Below are 20,116 nucleotides of genomic sequence, written 5' to 3' on the forward strand. Positions count from 1 at the left end.
CCCGCAAGTCTGAATGGATGCTGCTCCCATGGCGAATGAAGACAAACTTCGCACATATCTCCGCCGAGTGACCGCCGAACTCGACGAGGCGCACGACCGCCTGCGGGAGGTCACCGACAAGGAGCAGGAGCCGATCGCGATCGTGGCGATGAGCTGCCGCTTCCCCGGAGGTGTCAGCTCCCCCGAGGAACTGTGGCGGCTCCTCGCATCCGGCATCGACGCCATCACGCCCCTGCCCGCCGACCGCGGCTGGGACCTGGAGAGCCTGCACGACCCGGACCCGGACGCCATGGGCAGGTCCTACGTCCGCGGCGGCGGATTCCTGCACGAGGCCGCCGAGTTCGACGCCGGATTCTTCGGCATCAGCCCCCGTGAGGCGCTGGCCATGGACCCGCAGCAGCGGCTGCTGCTGGAGACCTCCTGGGAAGCCCTGGAACGGGCGGGCATCGACCCGGCCTCCCTCAAGGGCAGCAAAACGGCCGTCTTCGCGGGCATCAGCGGCCAGGACTACGCGGCCCTCTTCGGCACCGCCCCCGGCGAGGCCGAAGGCTATGTCGGCACCGGCAACTCCGGCAGCGTCCTCTCCGGTCGCGTCGCCTACACCCTGGGCCTTGAAGGCCCGGCGGTGACGGTCGACACCGCCTGCTCGTCCTCCCTCGTCGCCCTCCACCTCGCCGCCCACGCCCTGCGCAAGGGCGACTGCACCCTCGCCCTCGCGGGCGGCGTCACGGTCATGGCGACGCCTGGCCCGCTGGTGGAGTTCTCGCGCCAGCGTGGCGTCGCCGCCGACGGCCGGTCCAAGGCGTTCTCGGCGGACGCTGATGGTATGGGCATGGCCGAGGGTGTGGGCGTGCTGCTGGTGGAGCGGTTGTCGGACGCCCGTCGCAACGGTCATCCGGTGCTGGCGGTCGTACGCGGCACTGCGGTGAACCAGGACGGTGCGTCGAATGGGTTGACGGCGCCGAACGGCCCGTCCCAGCAGCGGGTGATCCGTCAGGCACTGGCGAACGCGCGGCTGACGGCGGCCGATGTGGACGCGGTGGAGGCGCACGGTACGGGGACGACGTTGGGCGACCCGATAGAAGCGCAGGCCCTCCTCGCCACCTACGGACAGGACCGCGAACAGCCTCTGTGGCTGGGGTCCGTCAAGTCGAACATCGGGCACACACAGGCGGCTGCCGGTGTGGCCGGTGTGATCAAGATGGTCATGGCGATGCGGCAGGGCGTACTGCCACAGACCCTGCACGCCGCCGAGCGCACCGCGCAGGTGGACTGGTCCGCCGGAGCTGTGGAGCTGCTGACCGGGGCGCGGGAGTGGCCGGAGAGCGGGCGACCCCGCCGCGCGGGCGTCTCCTCCTTCGGCATCAGCGGCACCAACGCCCACGTCGTGCTGGAGGAAGAACCCCAGGAGGAACCGGTCGGCGAACCGGAGACCGTGACGGTCGACTCGCCGACGGTACCCCTGCTGCTCTCCGGCCGAACCGACAGCGCCCTGCGCGCCCAGGCCGCCCGCCTGCACACCCACCTACTGGACACGCCGGACCTGCGACTCGTCGACACAGGCTTCTCCCTGGCTACGTCCCGGTCCGACCTGGAACACCGGGCTGCCGTCGTCTCGGGAGACAGGGACGAACTCATCGCCGGGCTGGCCGCGTTGGCCGAGGGCGCGCCGGGGCTCGTACGAGGCTCGGCCGGTGAGGCTGGCCGGGTCGGGTTCCTGTTCACGGGTCAGGGCTCGCAGCGGGTCGGGATGGGCCGTGAGCTGTATGCGGTGTTCCCGGTGTTCGCGGAGGCGTTCGATGCGGTGTGTGCGCGATTCGACGCGGAGCTGGAACGGTCGCTGCGGGAGGTCGTCTTCGAGGACGCGGCCGCTCTGGACCAGACGGTTTACACGCAGGCGGCACTGTTCGCTGTGGAAGTGGCGTTGTTCCGGCTCCTGGAGTCCTGGGGCGTCACGCCGGATGTACTGCTGGGCCACTCGATTGGTGAGTTGGCTGCTGCGTATGTGGCGGGTGTGTGGTCGCTTGAGGACGCGTGTGCGCTGGTGGCGGCGCGCGGTCGTTTGATGCAGGCGCTGCCCGAGGGCGGTGCGATGGTGGCGGTGCAGGCGGGCGAGGCCGAGGTGGCCGAGGCCCTGACCGGCCTGGACACGGTATCGATCGCCGCCGTCAACGGGCCCGCGTCCGTCGTTGTTTCCGGCGACGAGAACACTGTGCTGGAGATCGCGGAGCGGTTCGCCCAGCAGGGTCGCAAGACCAAGCGGCTCACGGTTTCTCACGCCTTCCATTCGCCACGCATGGAGCCGATGCTGGCGGAGTTCCGCAGGGTCGCGGAGGGGCTGTCGTACGAGGCGCCGCGTATCGCGGTCGTCTCGAATGTGACCGGTCGTCCAGCCACCGCCGACGAGCTGTGCAGTCCGGAGTACTGGGTGCGGCACGTCCGAGAAGCGGTGCGTTTCGCGGACGGAATGCAAGCGCTGGCCGAACAGGGCATACGGACGCTCATCGAGCTGGGCCCGGACGGTGTGCTCTCCGCGATGGGCCAGGACAGCACCGACGCCCTCTTCGTGCCCACCCTCCGCGCCGACCGGCCCGAGACCCAGGCCCTGACCACCGCTGTCGCCCGAGTCCATATTGAGGGAGTGGCCGTCGACTGGGCGGCGTTCTTCGCCGGGCGCGGCGCCAGGACGGTCGACCTGCCCACCTACGCCTTCCAGCGCGAGCGCTACTGGCCCGAGATCAGCGAGGGCACCGGTTCCGCCGACCCGGTGGACGCCGCTTTCTGGGAGGCCGTGGAGCGCGGGGACGTGGCGGCGTTCGCGGGCACGCTGGAGGTCGGCGAGGAGGAGCGGTCCTCGCTTGGCACGGTGCTTCCGATGCTGGCCTCGTGGCGCGAACGGCACCGCACGCAGTCGGCAGTGGACTCATGGCGCTACCGGATCGTCTGGAAGCCGGTGTCGCATGCCACCGAGCCGGGGCGGCCGCTGACGGGCCGTTGGATCGTGCTGCTGCCACAGGGCCGGTCGGCGGGGGCTGCCGCGGTTATCGACGCGCTAGACGCCTCCGGCGCCGAGCCGGTCCCCGTCGAGGTCGACGCGGCCGACTGCACCGTGGCCGCGCTGCTGCCCCGACTGCGGGACACGGTCGCCGACTCGGCGCCGGTCGCCGGTGTGCTGTCCTTCCTCGCGCTGGACGAGACCCCGCTCCGGGAGCACCCCGAGGTGACCTCCGGACTCGCCGCCACGCTCGAACTGGTGCGGGCCCTCGGAGAAGCGGACATCGCGGCGCCGCTGTGGTGTCTGACCCGGAGCGCCGTCTCGGTCGGCCGGTCCGACCGCCCGGCGAGCCCGGCACAGGCGCAGACCTGGGGGCTCGGCCGGACCGTGGCCCTGGAGCACTCCGACCGATGGGGCGGACTGCTCGACCTGCCCGAAACCCTGGACGACCGCTCGCTGGCCCGGGTGCTGCGCGTGCTGGCCGAGGACGGTACCGAGGACCAGATCGCGGTGCGCGCCTCCGGGGCGTTCGTACGACGACTCGCCCGCGCCCCCCGCTCCGAGTCGCCGGTCACCCCCTGGCGCCCGCGCGGCACCGTCCTGGTCACCGGCGGCACCGGCGCCCTGGGCGCCGAAGCCGCCCGCTGGCTCGCCCGCAACGGCGCCGAGCACCTGATCCTCACCAGCCGCCGGGGCCTCGCGGCTCCCGGCGCCGAGGAACTGCGCCGGGAACTGACCGAGCTGGGTGCGACGGTCACCGTCGCGGCCTGTGACATGGCCGACCGGGACGCACTGGCCAGGCTGCTCGCCGAGATACCCGCCGAGACGCCGCTCAGCGCGGTGCTGCACGCCGCGGGCGCGGGCCAGTTCACGCCCGTCGCCGACACCGCCCCGGCCGAACTCGCCGACGTACTGCGCGCCAAGGTGGCCGGAGCCCGCGACCTGGACGAACTGCTGGGCGACACCCCTCTGGACGCCTTCGTCCTCTACTCCTCCATCTCCGCCGTCTGGGGCAGCGGCGGCCAGGGCGCGTACGCGGCCGCCAACGCCTACCTCGACGCCCTCGCCGAACAGCGCCGCGACCGGGGACTGGCCGCCACCTCGGTGGCCTGGGGCCCGTGGAGCGGCGGCGGCATGGCCGACGGCGAGGCCGAGGGGCATCTGCGCCGCCGCGGCCTGAGCCCGCTCGCCCCCGAACTGGGCGTCGTCGCACTCCGGCAGGCCGTCGAGCACGACGACGTGGCCGTGTCCGTCGCCGACGTCGGCTGGGACCGCTTCGTCGCGGGCTTCACCGCCGTACGCCCCAGCCCGCTCCTCGGTGATCTGCCCGAGGTGCGCAGCGCCCTGGTCACCGAGGCGCCCGACGACGACGCCGACGCGGAACTGCCGCGCCGCCTCGCCGCGCTCTCCGAAGCCGAGCAGCAGCGCCTGCTCCTGGACCTGGTACGCACCGAGACCGCCGCCGTACTGGGCCACGCCTCCCAGGACGTGGTGGAAGCGGGCCGTGCCTTCCGGGAACTCGGCTTCGACTCGCTCACCGCGGTGGAACTCCGCAACCGGCTCAACACCCACACCGGGCTGGTCCTCCCGGCCACCCTCGTCTTCGACCACCCCACCCCCGTCGACCTGGCCGGACACCTCCGCGACGCACTGGTCGGCGCCGCGGGCCGGGTCCACACGGCGCTCCCCGCGAGCACCGCGCCCACCGACGATCCGATCGCGATCGTCGGCATGGCCTGCCGCTACCCCGGAGGCGTCTCGTCGCCGGAGGAACTGTGGCGGCTGGTGGCCGCTGACGGTGACGGCATCGGGGAGTTCCCCACCGACCGTGGCTGGGACCCGGACGCGGTCTACCACCCCGACCCCGAGCACCCCGGGACCTCGTACACCCGTGAAGGCGGATTCCTCTACGACGCCGGCCACTTCGACGCCGGGATGTTCGGCATCTCGCCGCGTGAGGCCCTCACGATGGACCCGCAGCAGCGACTCCTCCTCGAGGCCTCCTGGGAGGCCGTGGAGCGGGCGGGCATCGACCCGACCGCACTCCGGGGCCACCCCTGCGGCGTGTTCGTCGGCTCCAGCTACCAGGGCTACGGCGTCGGCGGCGGCCAGGGCGACGACCCGGCCGAATACTCCCTCACCGACATCTCCACCAGCGTCGCCTCCGGCCGTATCGCCTATGCCCTCGGCCTGGAGGGCCCGGCGGTGACCGTCGACACCGCCTGTTCGTCCTCCCTCGTCGCCTTGCATCTCGCCGCGCAGGCGTTGCGCTCGGGGGAGTGCTCGCTCGCGCTGGCCGGTGGCGTCGCCGTGATGCCGACCGCCAGTACGTTCGTGGAGTTCTCCCGGCAGCGCGGGCTCGCCGCCGACGGTCGCTGCAAGTCCTTCGCGGACGCGGCGGACGGCACCGGCTGGGGTGAGGGCGTCGGTGTGCTGCTGGTGGAGCGGCTGTCGGACGCGGAGCGCAATGGTCACCGGGTGTTGGCGGTGGTGCGCGGCAGTGCGGTGAATCAGGACGGTGCGTCGAATGGGTTGACGGCGCCGAATGGTCCGTCGCAGCAGCGGGTGATCCGGCAGGCGCTGGCGAACGCACAGCTGACGGCGGCCGACGTGGATGCGCTGGAGGCGCACGGTACGGGGACGACGTTGGGTGACCCGATCGAGGCGCAGGCTCTCCTCGCCACCTACGGGCAGGACCGCGAACAGCCCTTGTGGCTGGGGTCGGTGAAGTCGAACATCGGGCATACGCAGGCGGCCGCGGGTGTGGCTGGTGTGATCAAGATGGTGATGGCGATGCGGCACGGTGTGCTGCCGCGGACCCTGCACGTGGATCAGCCCTCACAGCAGGTGGACTGGTCCGAGGGCGCGGTGGAGCTGCTGACCGAGGCGCGGGAGTGGCCTGAGTCGGGGCGACCGCGCCGGGCCGCCGTGTCCTCCTTCGGTATCAGCGGCACCAACGTCCACACCATCATCGAGCAGGCCCCCGACACCCCGACGACCACGCCGCGGACACCGGTCGTGGCATCGCCGGTCGTGCCCTGGGTGCTGTCCGGACGTACCGAAGCCGCCCTGCGCGGCCAGGCACGGCGACTGAAGGACTGGCTGGAAGCGCACCCCGAGTCCTCCCTCGTCGATGTCGGCCACGCGCTGGCCACCTCGCGAGCGGCGCTGGAGGACCGCGCAGGGCTCGTGTCCGGAGACCGGGACGAATTCCTGGCCGTACTGGCGGCTTTGGCCGAGGGCGAGCGCCTGCCGGGGCTCGTGCACGGGTCGGCCGGTGACGGTGGCAGGGTCGGATTCCTATTCACCGGTCAGGGCTCGCAGCGGGTCGGGATGGGCCGTGAGCTGTACGCGGCGTTTCCGGTGTTCGCTGAGGCGTTCGACACCGTATGCGCTTGGTTTGACGCGGAGTTGGACCGCCCGCTGCGGGAGGTCGTCTTCGAGGACGCGGCCGCGCTCGACCGGACCGTCTACACGCAGGCGGGTTTGTTCGCTGTGGAAGTGGCGCTGTTCCGGCTGCTGGAGTCGTGGGGTCTGGCACCGGATGTCCTGCTCGGACACTCCATCGGTGAGCTGGCCGCCGCGTATGTGGCGGGGGTGTGGTCGCTGGAGGACGCGTGCACACTCGTGGCGGCACGCGGTCGGTTGATGCAGGCGCTGCCCGCTGGTGGTGCGATGGTGGCGGTGCAGGAGAGCGAGGCCGAGGTCGCCGAGGCCCTGACCGGCCTGGACACGATCTCGATTGCCGCCGTCAACGGACCCACCTCCGTCGTTGTTTCCGGCGACGAGGACGCCGTACAGGAGATGGCCGAGCGGTTTGCTCAGCAGGGTCGTAAGACCAAGCGGCTCACGGTTTCGCATGCTTTCCATTCGCCGCGTATGGAGCCGATGCTGACGGAGTTCCGCCAGGTCGCGGACGGCCTGTCGTATGAAGCGCCGCGTATCGCCGTCGTCTCGAATCTGACCGGACGGCTCGCGACCGCCGAAGAGTTGTGCGATCCGGACTACTGGGTGCGGCACGTCCGTGAGGCGGTGCGCTTCGCGGACGGGGTCAAGGCCCTGGACGATCAGGGTGTACGCACCCTGATCGAGCTGGGCCCGGACGGTGTGCTCTCCGCGATGGGCCAGGACAGCACCGACGCCCTCTTCGCGACCACCCTCCGCGCCGACCGGCCCGAAGCGCAGACCGTGACCACGGCCGTCACCCAGGCCCACGTCCGCGGAGCCACTGTCGACTGGGCGGCGTTCTTCGCGGGCTGGGGCACGCGCCCGGTGGAGTTGCCGACGTATGCCTTCCAGCGGGAGCGCTACTGGACGGTGTCGGAACCGGTGGGGGCCACGGACAGGGTCGATCCGGTGGACCGGGCGTTCTGGGAGGCCGTGGAGCGGGCCGATGTGGCGCGAGTCGCCGAGACCTTGCGGGTCGGTGCGGCCGAGCGGGATGCGCTGAGCGCGGCGCTGCCGGTGCTGGCGGCCTGGCGCAAGCGGCACCGCACGGAGTCGGTCGCCGACTCGTGGCGCTACCGGGTGACGTGGAAGCCGGTGCCGGAGAGCGGCGCCGTCGCTCCGACCGGGACCTGGCTCGTGGTCGTGCCCGAGGGGCGGCGCGGCGACGAATGGGCCGACGCCGTCCTGTCCGCGATGGACGGACGGGGGGCACGGACCGTCCTCCTGACCGTCGGCGCGGACGGGGACCACCGCGCGCGGCTGGCCCGGCGGCTGTCCGAACTGGCTGAGGAGGAGGGGCCCGTCAACGGCGTGCTGTCGTTCCTCGCGCTGGACGAGACCGTTCGCTCTCAGCACCCCGGAGTGACCGAGGGCCTGGGGTCCACCCTGGAACTCGTACGGGCCCTCGGCGACGCGGAGGTCACGGCACCACTGTGGTGCCTGACACGGGGCGCGGTGTCGGTGGGCCGGTCCGACCGGCTGGCCAGCCCCGCCCAGGCGCAGGCCTGGGGCCTTGGCCGGGTGGTGGGGCTGGAGCACCCCGACCGGTGGGGCGGTCTGGTCGACGTACCGGAGACGGCCGACGAGCAGGCGCTGCGGCGGCTGCTCGCGGTACTGGCCGGGAGCGGCGACGAGGACCAGATCGCGGTGCGGGCCTCGGGCGTGTTCGTCCGACGGCTCGCCCACGCTCCTCGCCGTACGGCGGACAGTGCCCCGTGGCGCCCGCGCGGCACCGTGCTGGTGACCGGCGGTACGGGTGCGCTGGGCGGTGAAGTCGCCCGCTGGCTCGCCCGCAACGGCGCCGAGCACCTGATCCTCACCAGCCGCCGGGGCCTCGAGGCTCCCGGCGCCGGGGAACTGCGCCAGGAGCTGACCGGGCTCGGCGCCGAGGTGACGGTGGCGGCCTGCGACATCGCGGACCGGGAGGCGCTGGTGGACCTGCTGGCGGCCCTGCCCCCGGAGCGGCCGCTCCGGGCGGTGGTGCACGCCGCGGGCGTCGGCCAGTACACCCCGCTCGCCGACATGGACGCCGAGGAGTTCACGCGCGTGGTGACCGGCAAGGTCGCCGGCGCCCGACATCTGCACGAACTGCTCCTCGACACGCCCCTGGACGCGTTCGTCCTGTTCTCGTCCGTCTCCGGCATCTGGGGCAGCGGCGGTCAGGGAGCCTACGCCGCGGCCAACGCCTACCTCGACGCCCTCGCCCAGCAGCGCCGGGACGCCGGACTGCCCGCGACCGCGCTCGCCTGGGGACCCTGGGCCGAGGTCGGCCTGGCAGCAGCGGACGCCACGGGTGAGGCACAGCTGCGCCGGGGCGGTCTGCTGCCGCTGGCGCCGGAGTCGGCCATCGCCGCCCTCCAGCAGGCCATGGACGCCGACGACACCGCCCTGACCGTCGCCGACGTGGAGTGGGAGCAGTTCCTGCCCGGCTTCGCCGTCGCCCGGCCCCGCCCGCTCATCGGCGACCTGCCGGCCGTCCGAGCGGTGCTGGACGAGGAACGCCCGCACGACGCGGACCTCGCGGACTCCGCGCTCGCGCGCCGACTGCGCGGCCTCTCCGAGGCGGAGCGCGGGCGGGCGCTGCTGGAACTGGTCCGTACCGAGGTGGCGGGGGTACTGGGCCACGCCGCGCCGGACGATGTGGCGGCCGAACGTCCGTTCAAGGAGCTGGGCTTCGACTCGCTGACCGCCGTCGAGTTCCGCAACCGGCTGAATGCCGCGACCGGGCTCACCCTGCCCTCCACACTCGTGTACGACTTCCCCACCGCGGCGGTCCTGGCCGAGCACCTGGGCCGCGAACTGCGCGGCGTGGGCGCGGAGCCCGCGTCCGACACCCCCGCCGCCGCGGTCGGGACCACCGACGATCCGATCGCGATCGTCGGCATGGCCTGCCGCTACCCCGGCGGCGTGTCCTCCCCGGAGGAACTGTGGCGGCTGGTCGCCGACGGCATGGACGGCATCGGGGAGTTCCCCGCCGACCGTGGCTGGGACCTGGAGAAGCTGTACGACCCGGACCCCGACCGGCCCGGGGCCTCGTACGTCCGCGAAGGCGGCTTCCTCTACCAGGCGGGCGACTTCGACCCCGGTCTGTTCGGCATCAGCCCGCGTGAAGCGCTGGCGATGGACCCGCAGCAGCGGCTGCTGCTGGAGGCCTCCTGGGAGGTCTTCGAGAATGCCGGGATCAACCCCGTCGGCCTGCGCGGCAGCCGGACCGGAGTGTTCGCCGGATGCGGCTACCAGGGATACGGCGCCGGATTCGACACCGCCGCGGAGAGCGTCGAGGGCTACGCCATGACCGGCGCCTCGGCCAGCGTGGTGTCCGGCCGCGTGGCGTACACCTTCGGTCTGGAGGGCCCGGCGGTCACCGTCGACACCGCCTGCTCCTCCTCCCTCGTCGCCCTGCACCTGGCGGTGCAGGCACTGCGCTCGGGGGAGTGCGCCCTCGCCCTCGCGGGCGGCGTCACGGTCATGCCGACCGCGGGTACCTTCGTCCAGTTCTCCCGTCAGCGCGGCCTCGCCGCCGACGGCCGGTGCAAATCCTTCGCGGACACCGCCGACGGCACCGGCTGGGGCGAAGGCGTCGGCGTCGTGCTGGTCGAGCGGCTGTCGGACGCCGAGCGCAACGGCCACCGGGTGCTGGCGGTCGTACGGGGCAGCGCGGTCAACCAGGACGGCGCGTCCAACGGCCTCACGGCCCCGAACGGCCCGTCCCAGCAGCGGGTGATCCGCCAGGCGCTCGCCAACGCGCGGCTTACGACCGCCGATGTCGACGCCGTCGAGGCACACGGCACCGGCACCACCCTCGGCGACCCGATCGAGGCGCAGGCGCTGCTCGCGACCTACGGCCAGGAGCGGGAACAGCCGCTGTGGCTCGGCTCGGTGAAGTCCAACATCGGACACGCCCAGGCCGCCGCCGGTGTGGCTGGTGTGATCAAGATGGTGATGGCGATGCGGCACGGTGTGCTGCCGCGCACCCTGCACGTGGACGAGCCGTCCCACCAGGTCGACTGGTCCGCGGGCGCCGTGGAGTTGCTGACCGAGGCGCGGGAGTGGCCGGAGACCGGGCACGCGCGCCGCGCGGGTGTCTCCTCCTTCGGCATCAGCGGTACCAACGCCCACGTCGTTCTGGAACAGGCACCGCCGAGCGAGCCCGCCGACGAGCCGGACACGGCCACTGTCAGCTCCCCGGTGATCCCCTGGGTCCTGTCCGGCAAGACCGCCACGGCCCTGCGCGCCCAGGCCGCGCGCCTGCACGCGCACCTGGTGGAGAGGCCCGAGCTGCGGCAGCTCGACGTGGCGCTGACCCTGGCCACCTCCCGGATGGCCCTGGAACACCGGGCCGCCGTGGTCGCCACGGACCGGGATGAACTTCTCGCCGCCCTGAACGCGCTGGCCGAGGAGGGGAGTTCGGCGACACTGTTCGAGGGCGTCGCCGGTGAGGACGGGCGCGTCGGGTTCCTGTTCACGGGTCAGGGCTCGCAGCGGGTCGGGATGGGCCGGGAGCTGTACGCGGCGTTCCCGGTGTTCGCGGAGGCGTTCGACGCGGTGTGCGCACGGTTCGACGCGGAGCTGGACCGTCCGCTGCGGGAGGTCGTCTTCGGAGACGCGGCCGCGCTGGACGAGACCGTCTACACGCAGGCTGGTCTGTTCGCGTTGGAGGTTTCCCTCTTCCGACTGCTGGAGTCGTGGGGCGTCACGCCTGACGTTCTGCTGGGCCATTCGATCGGTGAGCTGGCCGCCGCGCATGTGGCGGGTGTCTGGTCGCTTGAGGACGCGTGCACGCTGGTTGCCGCGCGCGGCCGTCTGATGCGGGCGCTGCCGCCCGGCGGCGCGATGGTGGCCGTGCGGGCGACCGAGGCCGAGGTCGCCGAGATGGTGACCGGCGCCGTGTCGATCGCTGCCGTCAACGGGCCCGAGTCGGTGGTGATCTCGGGTGACGAAACCGGGGTACTGGAAATCGCGGAGCGGTTCGCTCAGCGGGGCCGTAAGACCAAGCGGCTGACGGTCTCCCACGCCTTCCACTCGCCTCGTATGGAGCCGATGCTGGCGGAGTTCCGCCGGGTCGCGCAGGGACTGTCGTACAGCGCGCCGCGTATCGCGGTGGTCTCGAATGTGACCGGTCGTCCGGCCACCGCCGAGGAGCTGTGCGGCCCGGAGTACTGGGTGCGGCACGTCCGTGAGGCCGTCCGTTTCGCGGACGGTGTCGGGACGCTCGCCGAGCAGGGCATCCGCACCCTGGTCGAGCTGGGGCCGGACGGTGTCCTCTCGGCGATGGGGCAGGACAGCGCCGACGCTCTCTTCGTTCCCGTCCTCCGTGCCGACCGCCCCGAGGCGCACACGCTGACCTCGGCCGTCGCGCGGGCACACCTCGGGGGCGCCGCCGTGGACTGGGCGGCGCTCTTCGCGGGCCGGGGGGCCAGGCAGGTGGAGCTGCCGGCCTACGCCTTCCAGCACCAGCGGTACTGGCTGGAGGCCGGGGTCTTGGCGAGCAACGTCGAGCTGGCGGGCCTGAGCGCCGCGGACCATCCGCTGCTGGGTGCCGCCGTGGAGACGCCCGCCACCGGTGGGCTGCTGTTCACCGGCCGGCTGTCGCTGGACACACATCCGTGGCTCGCGGACCACTCCGTCATGGGCTCGGTGCTGCTGCCCGGCACCGCCTTCGTGGAGCTGGCCATCCGGGCCGGCGACCAGGTCGACTGCGGCCGTCTGGAGGAGCTGACCCTTGAGGCGCCGCTGCTGCTGCCCGAACGCGGCTCGGTGCAGGTGCAGTTGGTCGTCGGCGGACCGGATGGCTCCGGCGCCCGGGGCTTGAGCATCCACTCCCGTCACGAGGGCCGGGCCTGGACGCGGCACGCCAGTGGACGGCTGGCACCGGCCGGGCCGGTGCCATCGGCCGAGCCGGGCGTGTGGCCACCGGCGGACGCCGTTCCCGTGGCGATCGAGGGACTGTACGACGCGTTCGCCGCCGCGGGGCTGGAGTACGGGCCCGCGTTCCAGGGCGTGCGCGCGGTGTGGACGCGACCCGGCGAGGTGTTCGCCGAGGTCGCCCTGGACGACGGGGTCGCGGACGCGGCCGGTGAGTTCGGGCTGCATCCGGCTCTGCTGGACGCGGCGCTGCACGCGGTCGGGCTGGGTGAACTGGTCGAGGCGGCTGGCCAGGCCCGGCTGCCCTTCGCCTGGTCGGGTGTGAGCCTGTACGCCGAGGGCGCGCGGGCGGTGCGGGTGCGGCTGTCCCGGGTCGGCGCCGACACGGTGGCCCTGACGGTCACCGACCGGGCCGGTGTCCCCGTGGCGAGCGTCGACACGCTGTCCCTGCGCCCGGTGCGGGCCGGTCAGCTGGAGACCGCCCGGGGCAGCGGCCGGGAGTCCCTGTTCCGGGTCGAGTGGGTGCCGCTGCCCGAGCGGCAGCAGCCGGTGGAGGACGCGGCCCGCTCCTGGGCCGTCGTGGGCGACGATACGTACGGTGTCGCCGCCGCGTTCGATCCGGACGGGCCCGGTCTCGATGTCCGTCCGGATCTGGACGCGCTCGACGGGCCGCTGCCCGACGTGGTGTTCGCCTGCGTCACCGGCGGCGAGGCCACGGCCGGCGGCGTGCACGAGGGCGCCGCCGTCGCCCTGACGCTGGTGCAGTCGTGGCTGGCCGAGGAGCGGTTCGCGTCCTCGCGGCTGGTCCTGGTGACCCGGGGCGCCGTCGGGGACCAACTGTCCGACCTGGCGGGCGCGGCCGTATGGGGCCTGGTGCGCTCGGCGCAGTCGGAGAACCCCGGCCGTCTCGTCCTCCTCGACCTGGACGAGGACGCCGTCCCCGCCGGGCCCCTGAGCGGGGCGCTCAATGGGGACGAACCCCAGCTGGCCGTCCGTGAGGGCAGGGTCGTGGTGCCGAGGCTGGCCCGGGTGACGGCCCCCGCCGACACCGCCCCGGCCGCCGCGGAGAGCGCCGGCACGGTACTGGTGACCGGTGGTACGGGCGCCCTCGGCGCGGTGCTCGCACGGCATCTGGTGACCGAGCGCGGCGTACGCCGGCTGCTGCTGACCAGCCGGCGCGGCGATGCCGCGCCGGGCGTGGCCGAGCTGGTGGCCGAACTCGCCGGGCTGGGCGCCTCCGTACAGGTCGCCGCCGTCGACGTTGCGGACCGCGACGCGCTGGCCCAGGTGCTCGCCGGGATACCCGCCGAGCACCCGCTGACCGCAGTGGTGCACGCCGCCGGTGTCACCGACGACGGAGTGGTCGGCGCGCTGACCCCGCAGCGGATGGCGGCCGTGCTGCGCCCCAAGGTGGACGGCGCGTGGAACCTGCACGAGCTGACCCGCGACGCGCCCCTCACCTCCTTCGTGCTGTTCTCGTCCGTGGCGGGCGTCATGGGCGGCGCCGGACAGGCCAACTACGCGGCGGCGAACGCCTTCCTGGACGCGCTCGCCCAGCTCCGTACCGCCTCCGGCCTGCCCGGCCGGTCCCTGGCCTGGGGACCGTGGGACGAGACCGGAGGCATGGCGGACGCGCTGACCGACAGCGACCGGCAGCGGATGGCCCGCTCGGGCCTGCACCCGCTGTCCGCCCGGCAGGGCACCACGCTGTTCGACCGCGCGGCCGCCGTCGACGAGCCCGTCCTGGTGCCCATGCACCTCGGCCTCGGCGACCCGGGCACCGCCGCGGAAACCGCCGACGTACCCGCCCTGCTGCGGGGCCTGGTGCGCGGGCCCGCCCGGCGGCGGCTCGCCGCAGAGGAGTCCGCCACCGGCTCGGCACTGGCCCAGGGGCTCGCCGGACTCGACCCGGCGGAGCAGGAGCACCGGCTGCTGGAACTGGTCCGTACCCAGGTGGCCGCGGTACTGGGCCACGACTCGGCGGCCGCCGTCGAAGCCGAACAGGCCTTCCGGGACGCGGGGTTCGACTCGCTGACCGCCGTGGAGCTGCGCAACCGGCTCACCAAGGCCGCCGGAATGCGACTGCCCGCGACCCTCGTCTTCGACTACCCGACGCCGCTGGCGCTGGCCCGAATGCTGCGCGACGAACTCGTCGGCGCGCGGACCGAGACCGCGCCGCCCACCGGCGTCGCCGCGCCGGCCGCCGACGAGCCCATCGCGATCGTCGGCATGGCCTGCCGCTACCCGGGCGGGGTGACCTCCCCGGACGAACTGTGGCAGCTGGTCGCCACCGGCGCCGACGGCGTGGACGTCTTCCCCGCCGACCGCGGCTGGGACGTCGAGTCGCTGTACGACCCGGAGCTGTCCCGCCCCGCCACCTCGTACACCAACGAGGGCGGATTCCTCTACGGCGCCGCCGAGTTCGACCCGGCCTTCTTCGGCATCAGCCCGCGCGAGGCCCTGATGATGGACCCGCACCAGCGGCTGCTGCTGGAAACCTCGTGGGAAGCCATCGAACACGCGGGTATCGACCCCACATCCCTCAAGGGCAGCCGTACCGGAGTGTTCGCCGGGGTGATGTACCACGACTACGGTGTGCTCCTGGCACAGGGCTCCGACGAGGACACCGAAGGCGACGTCGGCGGCGCAGGCAGCTCCGGAAGCGTCGCCTCCGGCCGGGTGTCGTACACCCTCGGCCTCGAAGGCCCGGCGGTCACCATCGACACCGCCTGCTCCTCGTCGCTGGTCACCCTGCACCTGGCCGCTCAGGCGCTGCGGTCGGGGGAGTGCTCGATGGCCCTCGCCGGTGGCGTGACCGTCATGTCCACCCCGCGCACCTTCGTCGAATTCTCCCGGCAGCGTGCGCTCTCCCCGGACGGGCGCAGCAAGTCCTTCTCGGACGACGCCGACGGCACCGGCTGGGGCGAGGGCGTCGGCATGCTGCTCGTGGAGCGGCTCTCCGACGCCCGCCGCAACGGACACCCGGTCCTGGCGATCGTGCGCGGCAGCGCCGTCAACCAGGACGGCGCGTCCAACGGGCTCACCGCGCCGAACGGACCGGCCCAGCAGCGGGTGATCCGTCAGGCGCTGGACAGCGCCGGTCTGTCCGTGGCGGACGTCGACGCCGTGGAGGCGCACGGCACCGGCACCAAGCTGGGCGACCCCATCGAGGCACAGGCATTGCTCGCCACCTACGGGCGGCGCGAGGCGGACGCCGAACCGCTGTATCTCGGCTCCATCAAGTCCAACATCGGCCACGCCCAGGCCGCCGCGGGCGCCGCCGGAATCATCAAGATGGTGATGGCGCTGCGCCACGGAGCGCTGCCGCGCACCCTGCACATCGGCGCGCCGACCTCGCAGGTCGACTGGGAATCCGGGGCGGTGGAACTGCTCACCGAGGCACGCGACTGGCCCGCCCTGGACCGGCCGCGCCGGGCGGCCGTGTCGTCCTTCGGCGTCAGCGGCACCAACGCCCACATCATCCTGGAGGAACCCGCCCCCGTGGCCCGGCACCCCGCCGACCACGGGCCCGCCGAGGACACGGCACCCGTCGTGCCCTGGCCGCTGTCCGCCAGGACCGCGGCGGGAGTACGTGCCCAAGCCGCCCGGCTGCGGGCCCACCTGGAGCGGCACCCTCGGCTGCGCCCGCTGGACGTGGGCCACTCGCTGCTCACCGGACGTACCGTGTTCGACCACCGCGCGGTCGTGGTGGGCACGGAACCCGCCGAGTTCCTGGAACGGCTGGCCGCCCTCGCCGACGGCCGGGAGCCGCTCGGCGTGGTCCGGGGCGGGCCCGGCGCCGGAACCCGCAACGGCCCGGTGTTCGTCTTCCCCGGCCAGGGCACCCAGTGGCCGGGCATGGGGCTCGAACTGCTCGACGCCTCCCCGGTGTTCGCCGAGCGGATGGCGGAATGCGCCGCCGCGTTCGCCCCGTTCCTCGACTGGTCCCTGATGGACGTCCTGCGCGGCGTGCCCGGGGCACCGGACCTCGACCGGGTGGACGTGGTCCAGCCGGTGCTGTTCGCGGTGATGGTGTCGCTCGCAGAACTGTGGCGCGCGCACGGCGTGCGGCCCTCCGCCGTGGTCGGCTACTCGCAGGGCGAGATCGCCGCCGCCTGCTTCGTGGGCGCGCTGTCCTTGACGGACGCGGCCCGCGTGGTCGCGCTGCGCAGCCGCATGCTGGCCGAGAACCTGGCCGGCCGGGGCGGTGTCGCCTCCGTGATGATCTCCAGCGAGGAGGCGGCCCGCCGCGTCGCCCGCTGGGGCCGAGCCCTCTCCGTGGCCGGCGTCAACGGCCCCAAGGCGGTCACCATCGCCGGAGACGAGCAGGCGCTGGCCGAGCTGGTCGCCGAATGCGAGGCGGACGGCATCCGGGTACGGTCCATCCCCGCCTCGGTGCCCAGCCACTGCCCGCAGGTCGAGCCACTGCGCGAACCCCTGCTGGCACAGCTCGCCCCGGTGATCGCCCGGTCGACGGACATCCCGTTCTACTCGACGGTGACCGGCGGGATCGTCGACACCGCCGAGCTGACCGCCGAGTACTGGTACCGCAACATGCGCGGCACGGTGCTGTTCGAGCCCGTCGTCCGCCGCCTCCTGGCGGACGGGTACGGCACGTTCCTGGAGAGCTCCCCGCACCCGATGCTGACGATCGCGGTCCAGCAGATCGACGGCGACGCGACCGTGATCAGCACGATCCGCCGCCGGGAGGGCGGCCTGGACCGCTTCCTCGCCTCCCTGGGCGAGGCGCATGTCGCGGCCCTGCCGGTCGACTGGCAGCCGGTCTTCGCGGGCAGGGGCGCCCGCCGGGTGCCCCTGCCCACGTACGCCTTCCAGCACCAGTCCTACTGGCCCAGGCTGCCGCGGCAGACCGCCGGTGACGTCACCGCGGCCGGGCTGGCCGCCGCCGACCATCCGCTGCTCGGCGCCACCGTGGAACTGCCCGACTCCGGCGGCCTGCTGTTCACCGGACGGCTGTCGCTCGACACCCACCCGTGGCTCGCCGACCACGCCGTCGCCGGAGTGGTGCTGGTACCCGGCACCGCCTTCGTCGAGCTGGCCGTCCGCGCAGGACACCACGTGGGCTGCGACCGGCTGGACGAACTCACCATCGAAGCCCCGCTGGTGCTGCCCGAACACGGCGCCGTCCAGGTCCGGCTGACCGTCGGCGAGACCGACACCACCGGCCGCCGCCCGCTGACCGTCCACTCCCGCGCGGCGGGCAACCAGGACACCGCGACCGGCGAACCCTGGACCCGCCACGCCGCCGGTCTGCTCGCCACCGGCGGCGCGCCCGCCCCCGCCGGGACGGGAATCTGGCCGCCCGCCGGTGCCGTGCCCGTCCCCGTGGACGGCCTGTACGAGCGGCTGGCGGTCGACGGCGTCGACTACGGCCCGGCGTTCCAGGGCCTGCGGGCCGTCTGGCAGGACGGTACGGACGTACTCGCCGAAGTCGCCCTCGACCAGCCGACCAGCGCCGACGCGGCACACTTCGGGCTGCACCCGGCACTGCTGGACGCCGCCCTCCACGCGATCGGCCCCGGCGGACTCCTCACCGACCAGGACAGCATCCGGCTGCCGTTCTCCTGGGCCGGCGTGTCGCTGCACAGGACCGGCGCGGGAGCGCTGCGCGTCCGGCTGTCACCGGCCGGCCCGGACACCGTGTCCCTCACCGTCGCCGACGCCTCCGGCGCACCGGTCGCCGCAGTCGAGTCGCTGGTGCTGCGCCCAGTGACGGCCGAGACGTTCGCGGGCGCACGCGCCGGGCACCACGACAACCTGTTCCGGCTCGGCTGGGCGGCCGTACCCGAGCCGACCGCCCTCCCCGCCGTGACGCCGGGCGCCTGGGCGGTCCTCGGCACCGACGAGCTGCGCCTCGCCGAGAACCTCAAGGCCGTGGGCACCCCGCCCGGCGCCTACCCCGACCTGGCCGCGCTCGCCGAAGCCATCGGCGCGGGCGCCCCGGTGCCGGAGGTGATCCTGGTGGGCGCCGGAGGTGCACGGACACCGCAACAGGCGGACGCGCGGGAGGCCCAGCAGCCGGACGCGGTGCACAGCGCCGCGCACGACGCGCTGGACCTCGCCCAGACCTGGCTCGCCGACCCGCGCCTGGCCACCGCCCGGCTGGTCGTGGTGACCCGCGGCGCCGTCGCCGCGCACCCCGACGACAGCGTGCCGGACCTCGCCGGAGCCGCCGTGTGGGGACTCATCCGGTCGGCACAGACCGAGAACCCGGACCGGTTCGTCCTCGTCGACCTCGACGACCGGGAACCCTCCTGGCGAGCCCTGCCCGCCGCCGTCGCCACCGGCGAACCCCAACTCGCCCTGCGGGACGGCACCGCGCACGCCGCCCGCCTCACCCGGGTCACCGCCTCGCCGCCGGACCCGGCCGGGGCGCACACCCCGGCGGACGGCACCGAAACCGGCCTCGCCGCCCGCCGCGACGGCACCGTCCTGATCACCGGCGGCACCGGCGCCCTCGGTAGCCTGGTCGCCCGCCACCTGGTCACCGCCCGCGGCGTCCGCGACCTGCTACTCACCAGCAGGCGCGGCCCGAACGCCAACGGCGCCGCCGAACTGGCGGCGGAACTCACCGAGCTGGGCGCCCGCGTGACGATCGCGGCCTGCGACACCGCCGACCCGGAGGCGCTGGCCACACTGCTGGCCGGCATTCCCGAGGAGCATCCGCTGACCGCCGTGGTGCACGCCGCCGGTGTGCTCGACGACGGCGTGATCGGCTCCCTCACCCCCGAGCGGGTGGACCGGGTGCTGCGCCCCAAGGTGGACGCCGCCTGGCACCTCCACACCCTCACCCGGGACCTGGAGCTGTCGGCGTTCGTCCTCTTCTCCTCCGCGGCCGGCGTCTTCGGCGGCCCCGGCCAGGGCAACTACGCGGCGGCCAACGCCTACCTGGACGCCCTGGCCCACCACCGCCGGGCCCTCGGGCTGGCGGCCACCTCCCTCGCCTGGGGCCTGTGGGCCGACGAGACCGGCGTCAACAGCGGCATGGCCGACACCATCGGAGACGTCGACATACGCCGTATGACCCGCTCCGGTATGACCGGCCTGTCCGCGCCGGAGGGCCTGGCCCTGCTGGACCTCGCCGACACCCTGGACGAGGCCCTGCTGGTGCCGACCCGCCTCGACCGTGCGCCGGGCGGCGCGGGCGCCGTACCGCCGCTGCTGCGCGACCTGGTCCGCGGCCGGACCCGGCCCACCCCACAGGAACAGGCCGACACGGACGGCACCGCGCTGCGCGACCGGCTGCTGGGCGTACCCGCCGAGGACCGTGCCCGGGTGCTGCTCGACGTGGTCCGCGGCCAGGTCGCCGACGTCCTCGGACACACCTCCGCGGACGCCGTCGAGCCCGACCAGGCCTTCAGCGAACTCGGCTTCGACTCGCTGACCGCCGTGGAACTGCGCAACCGGCTCAACCAGGTCACCGGGCTGCGGCTCACCCCGACCGTGGTCTTCGACCATCCCAGCCCCCACCGGCTCGCGGACCAGCTCCTCGCCGACCTGGACCTGGAAGAGCCCACGGCGGCGGCACCGCTGCTCGCCGAGCTGGCCCGGATGGAGTCGGCCCTCTCCACGATCACCCCGGACGCCTTCGCCGAGGCCGTCCCGGACGACACCGCCTACGAGGAGGTCACCGTGCGGCTTCAGACACTGCTCGCCAAGTGGAGCCGCTTCCGCACCGAGCCGGAGCCCGCGCAGACCACGCGCAGCCTGGAGAAGGCCACCGCCGACGAGCTGTTCGACTTCATCGACGGCGAGCTCGGGGAGCTGTGACAGATGCCCTGCACCCTT

At 73.7% G+C, this 20,116-nt stretch carries 1 protein-coding gene; it reads left to right on the forward strand.

The features are described 5' to 3' along the window. Nucleotides 1-67: 67 nt before the first annotated feature. Nucleotides 68-20,098: a type I polyketide synthase gene (locus tag ACFV9T_RS25170; protein WP_385444110.1), complete on the forward strand. Its 20,031-nt coding sequence runs from the start codon at nt 68-70 to the stop codon at nt 20,096-20,098. Nucleotides 20,099-20,116: the final 18 nt, after the last annotated feature.

Origin of the sequence: Streptomyces sp. NPDC059850, assembly GCF_042731515.1 — a bacterium.
Classification (GTDB): domain Bacteria; phylum Actinomycetota; class Actinomycetes; order Streptomycetales; family Streptomycetaceae; genus Streptomyces.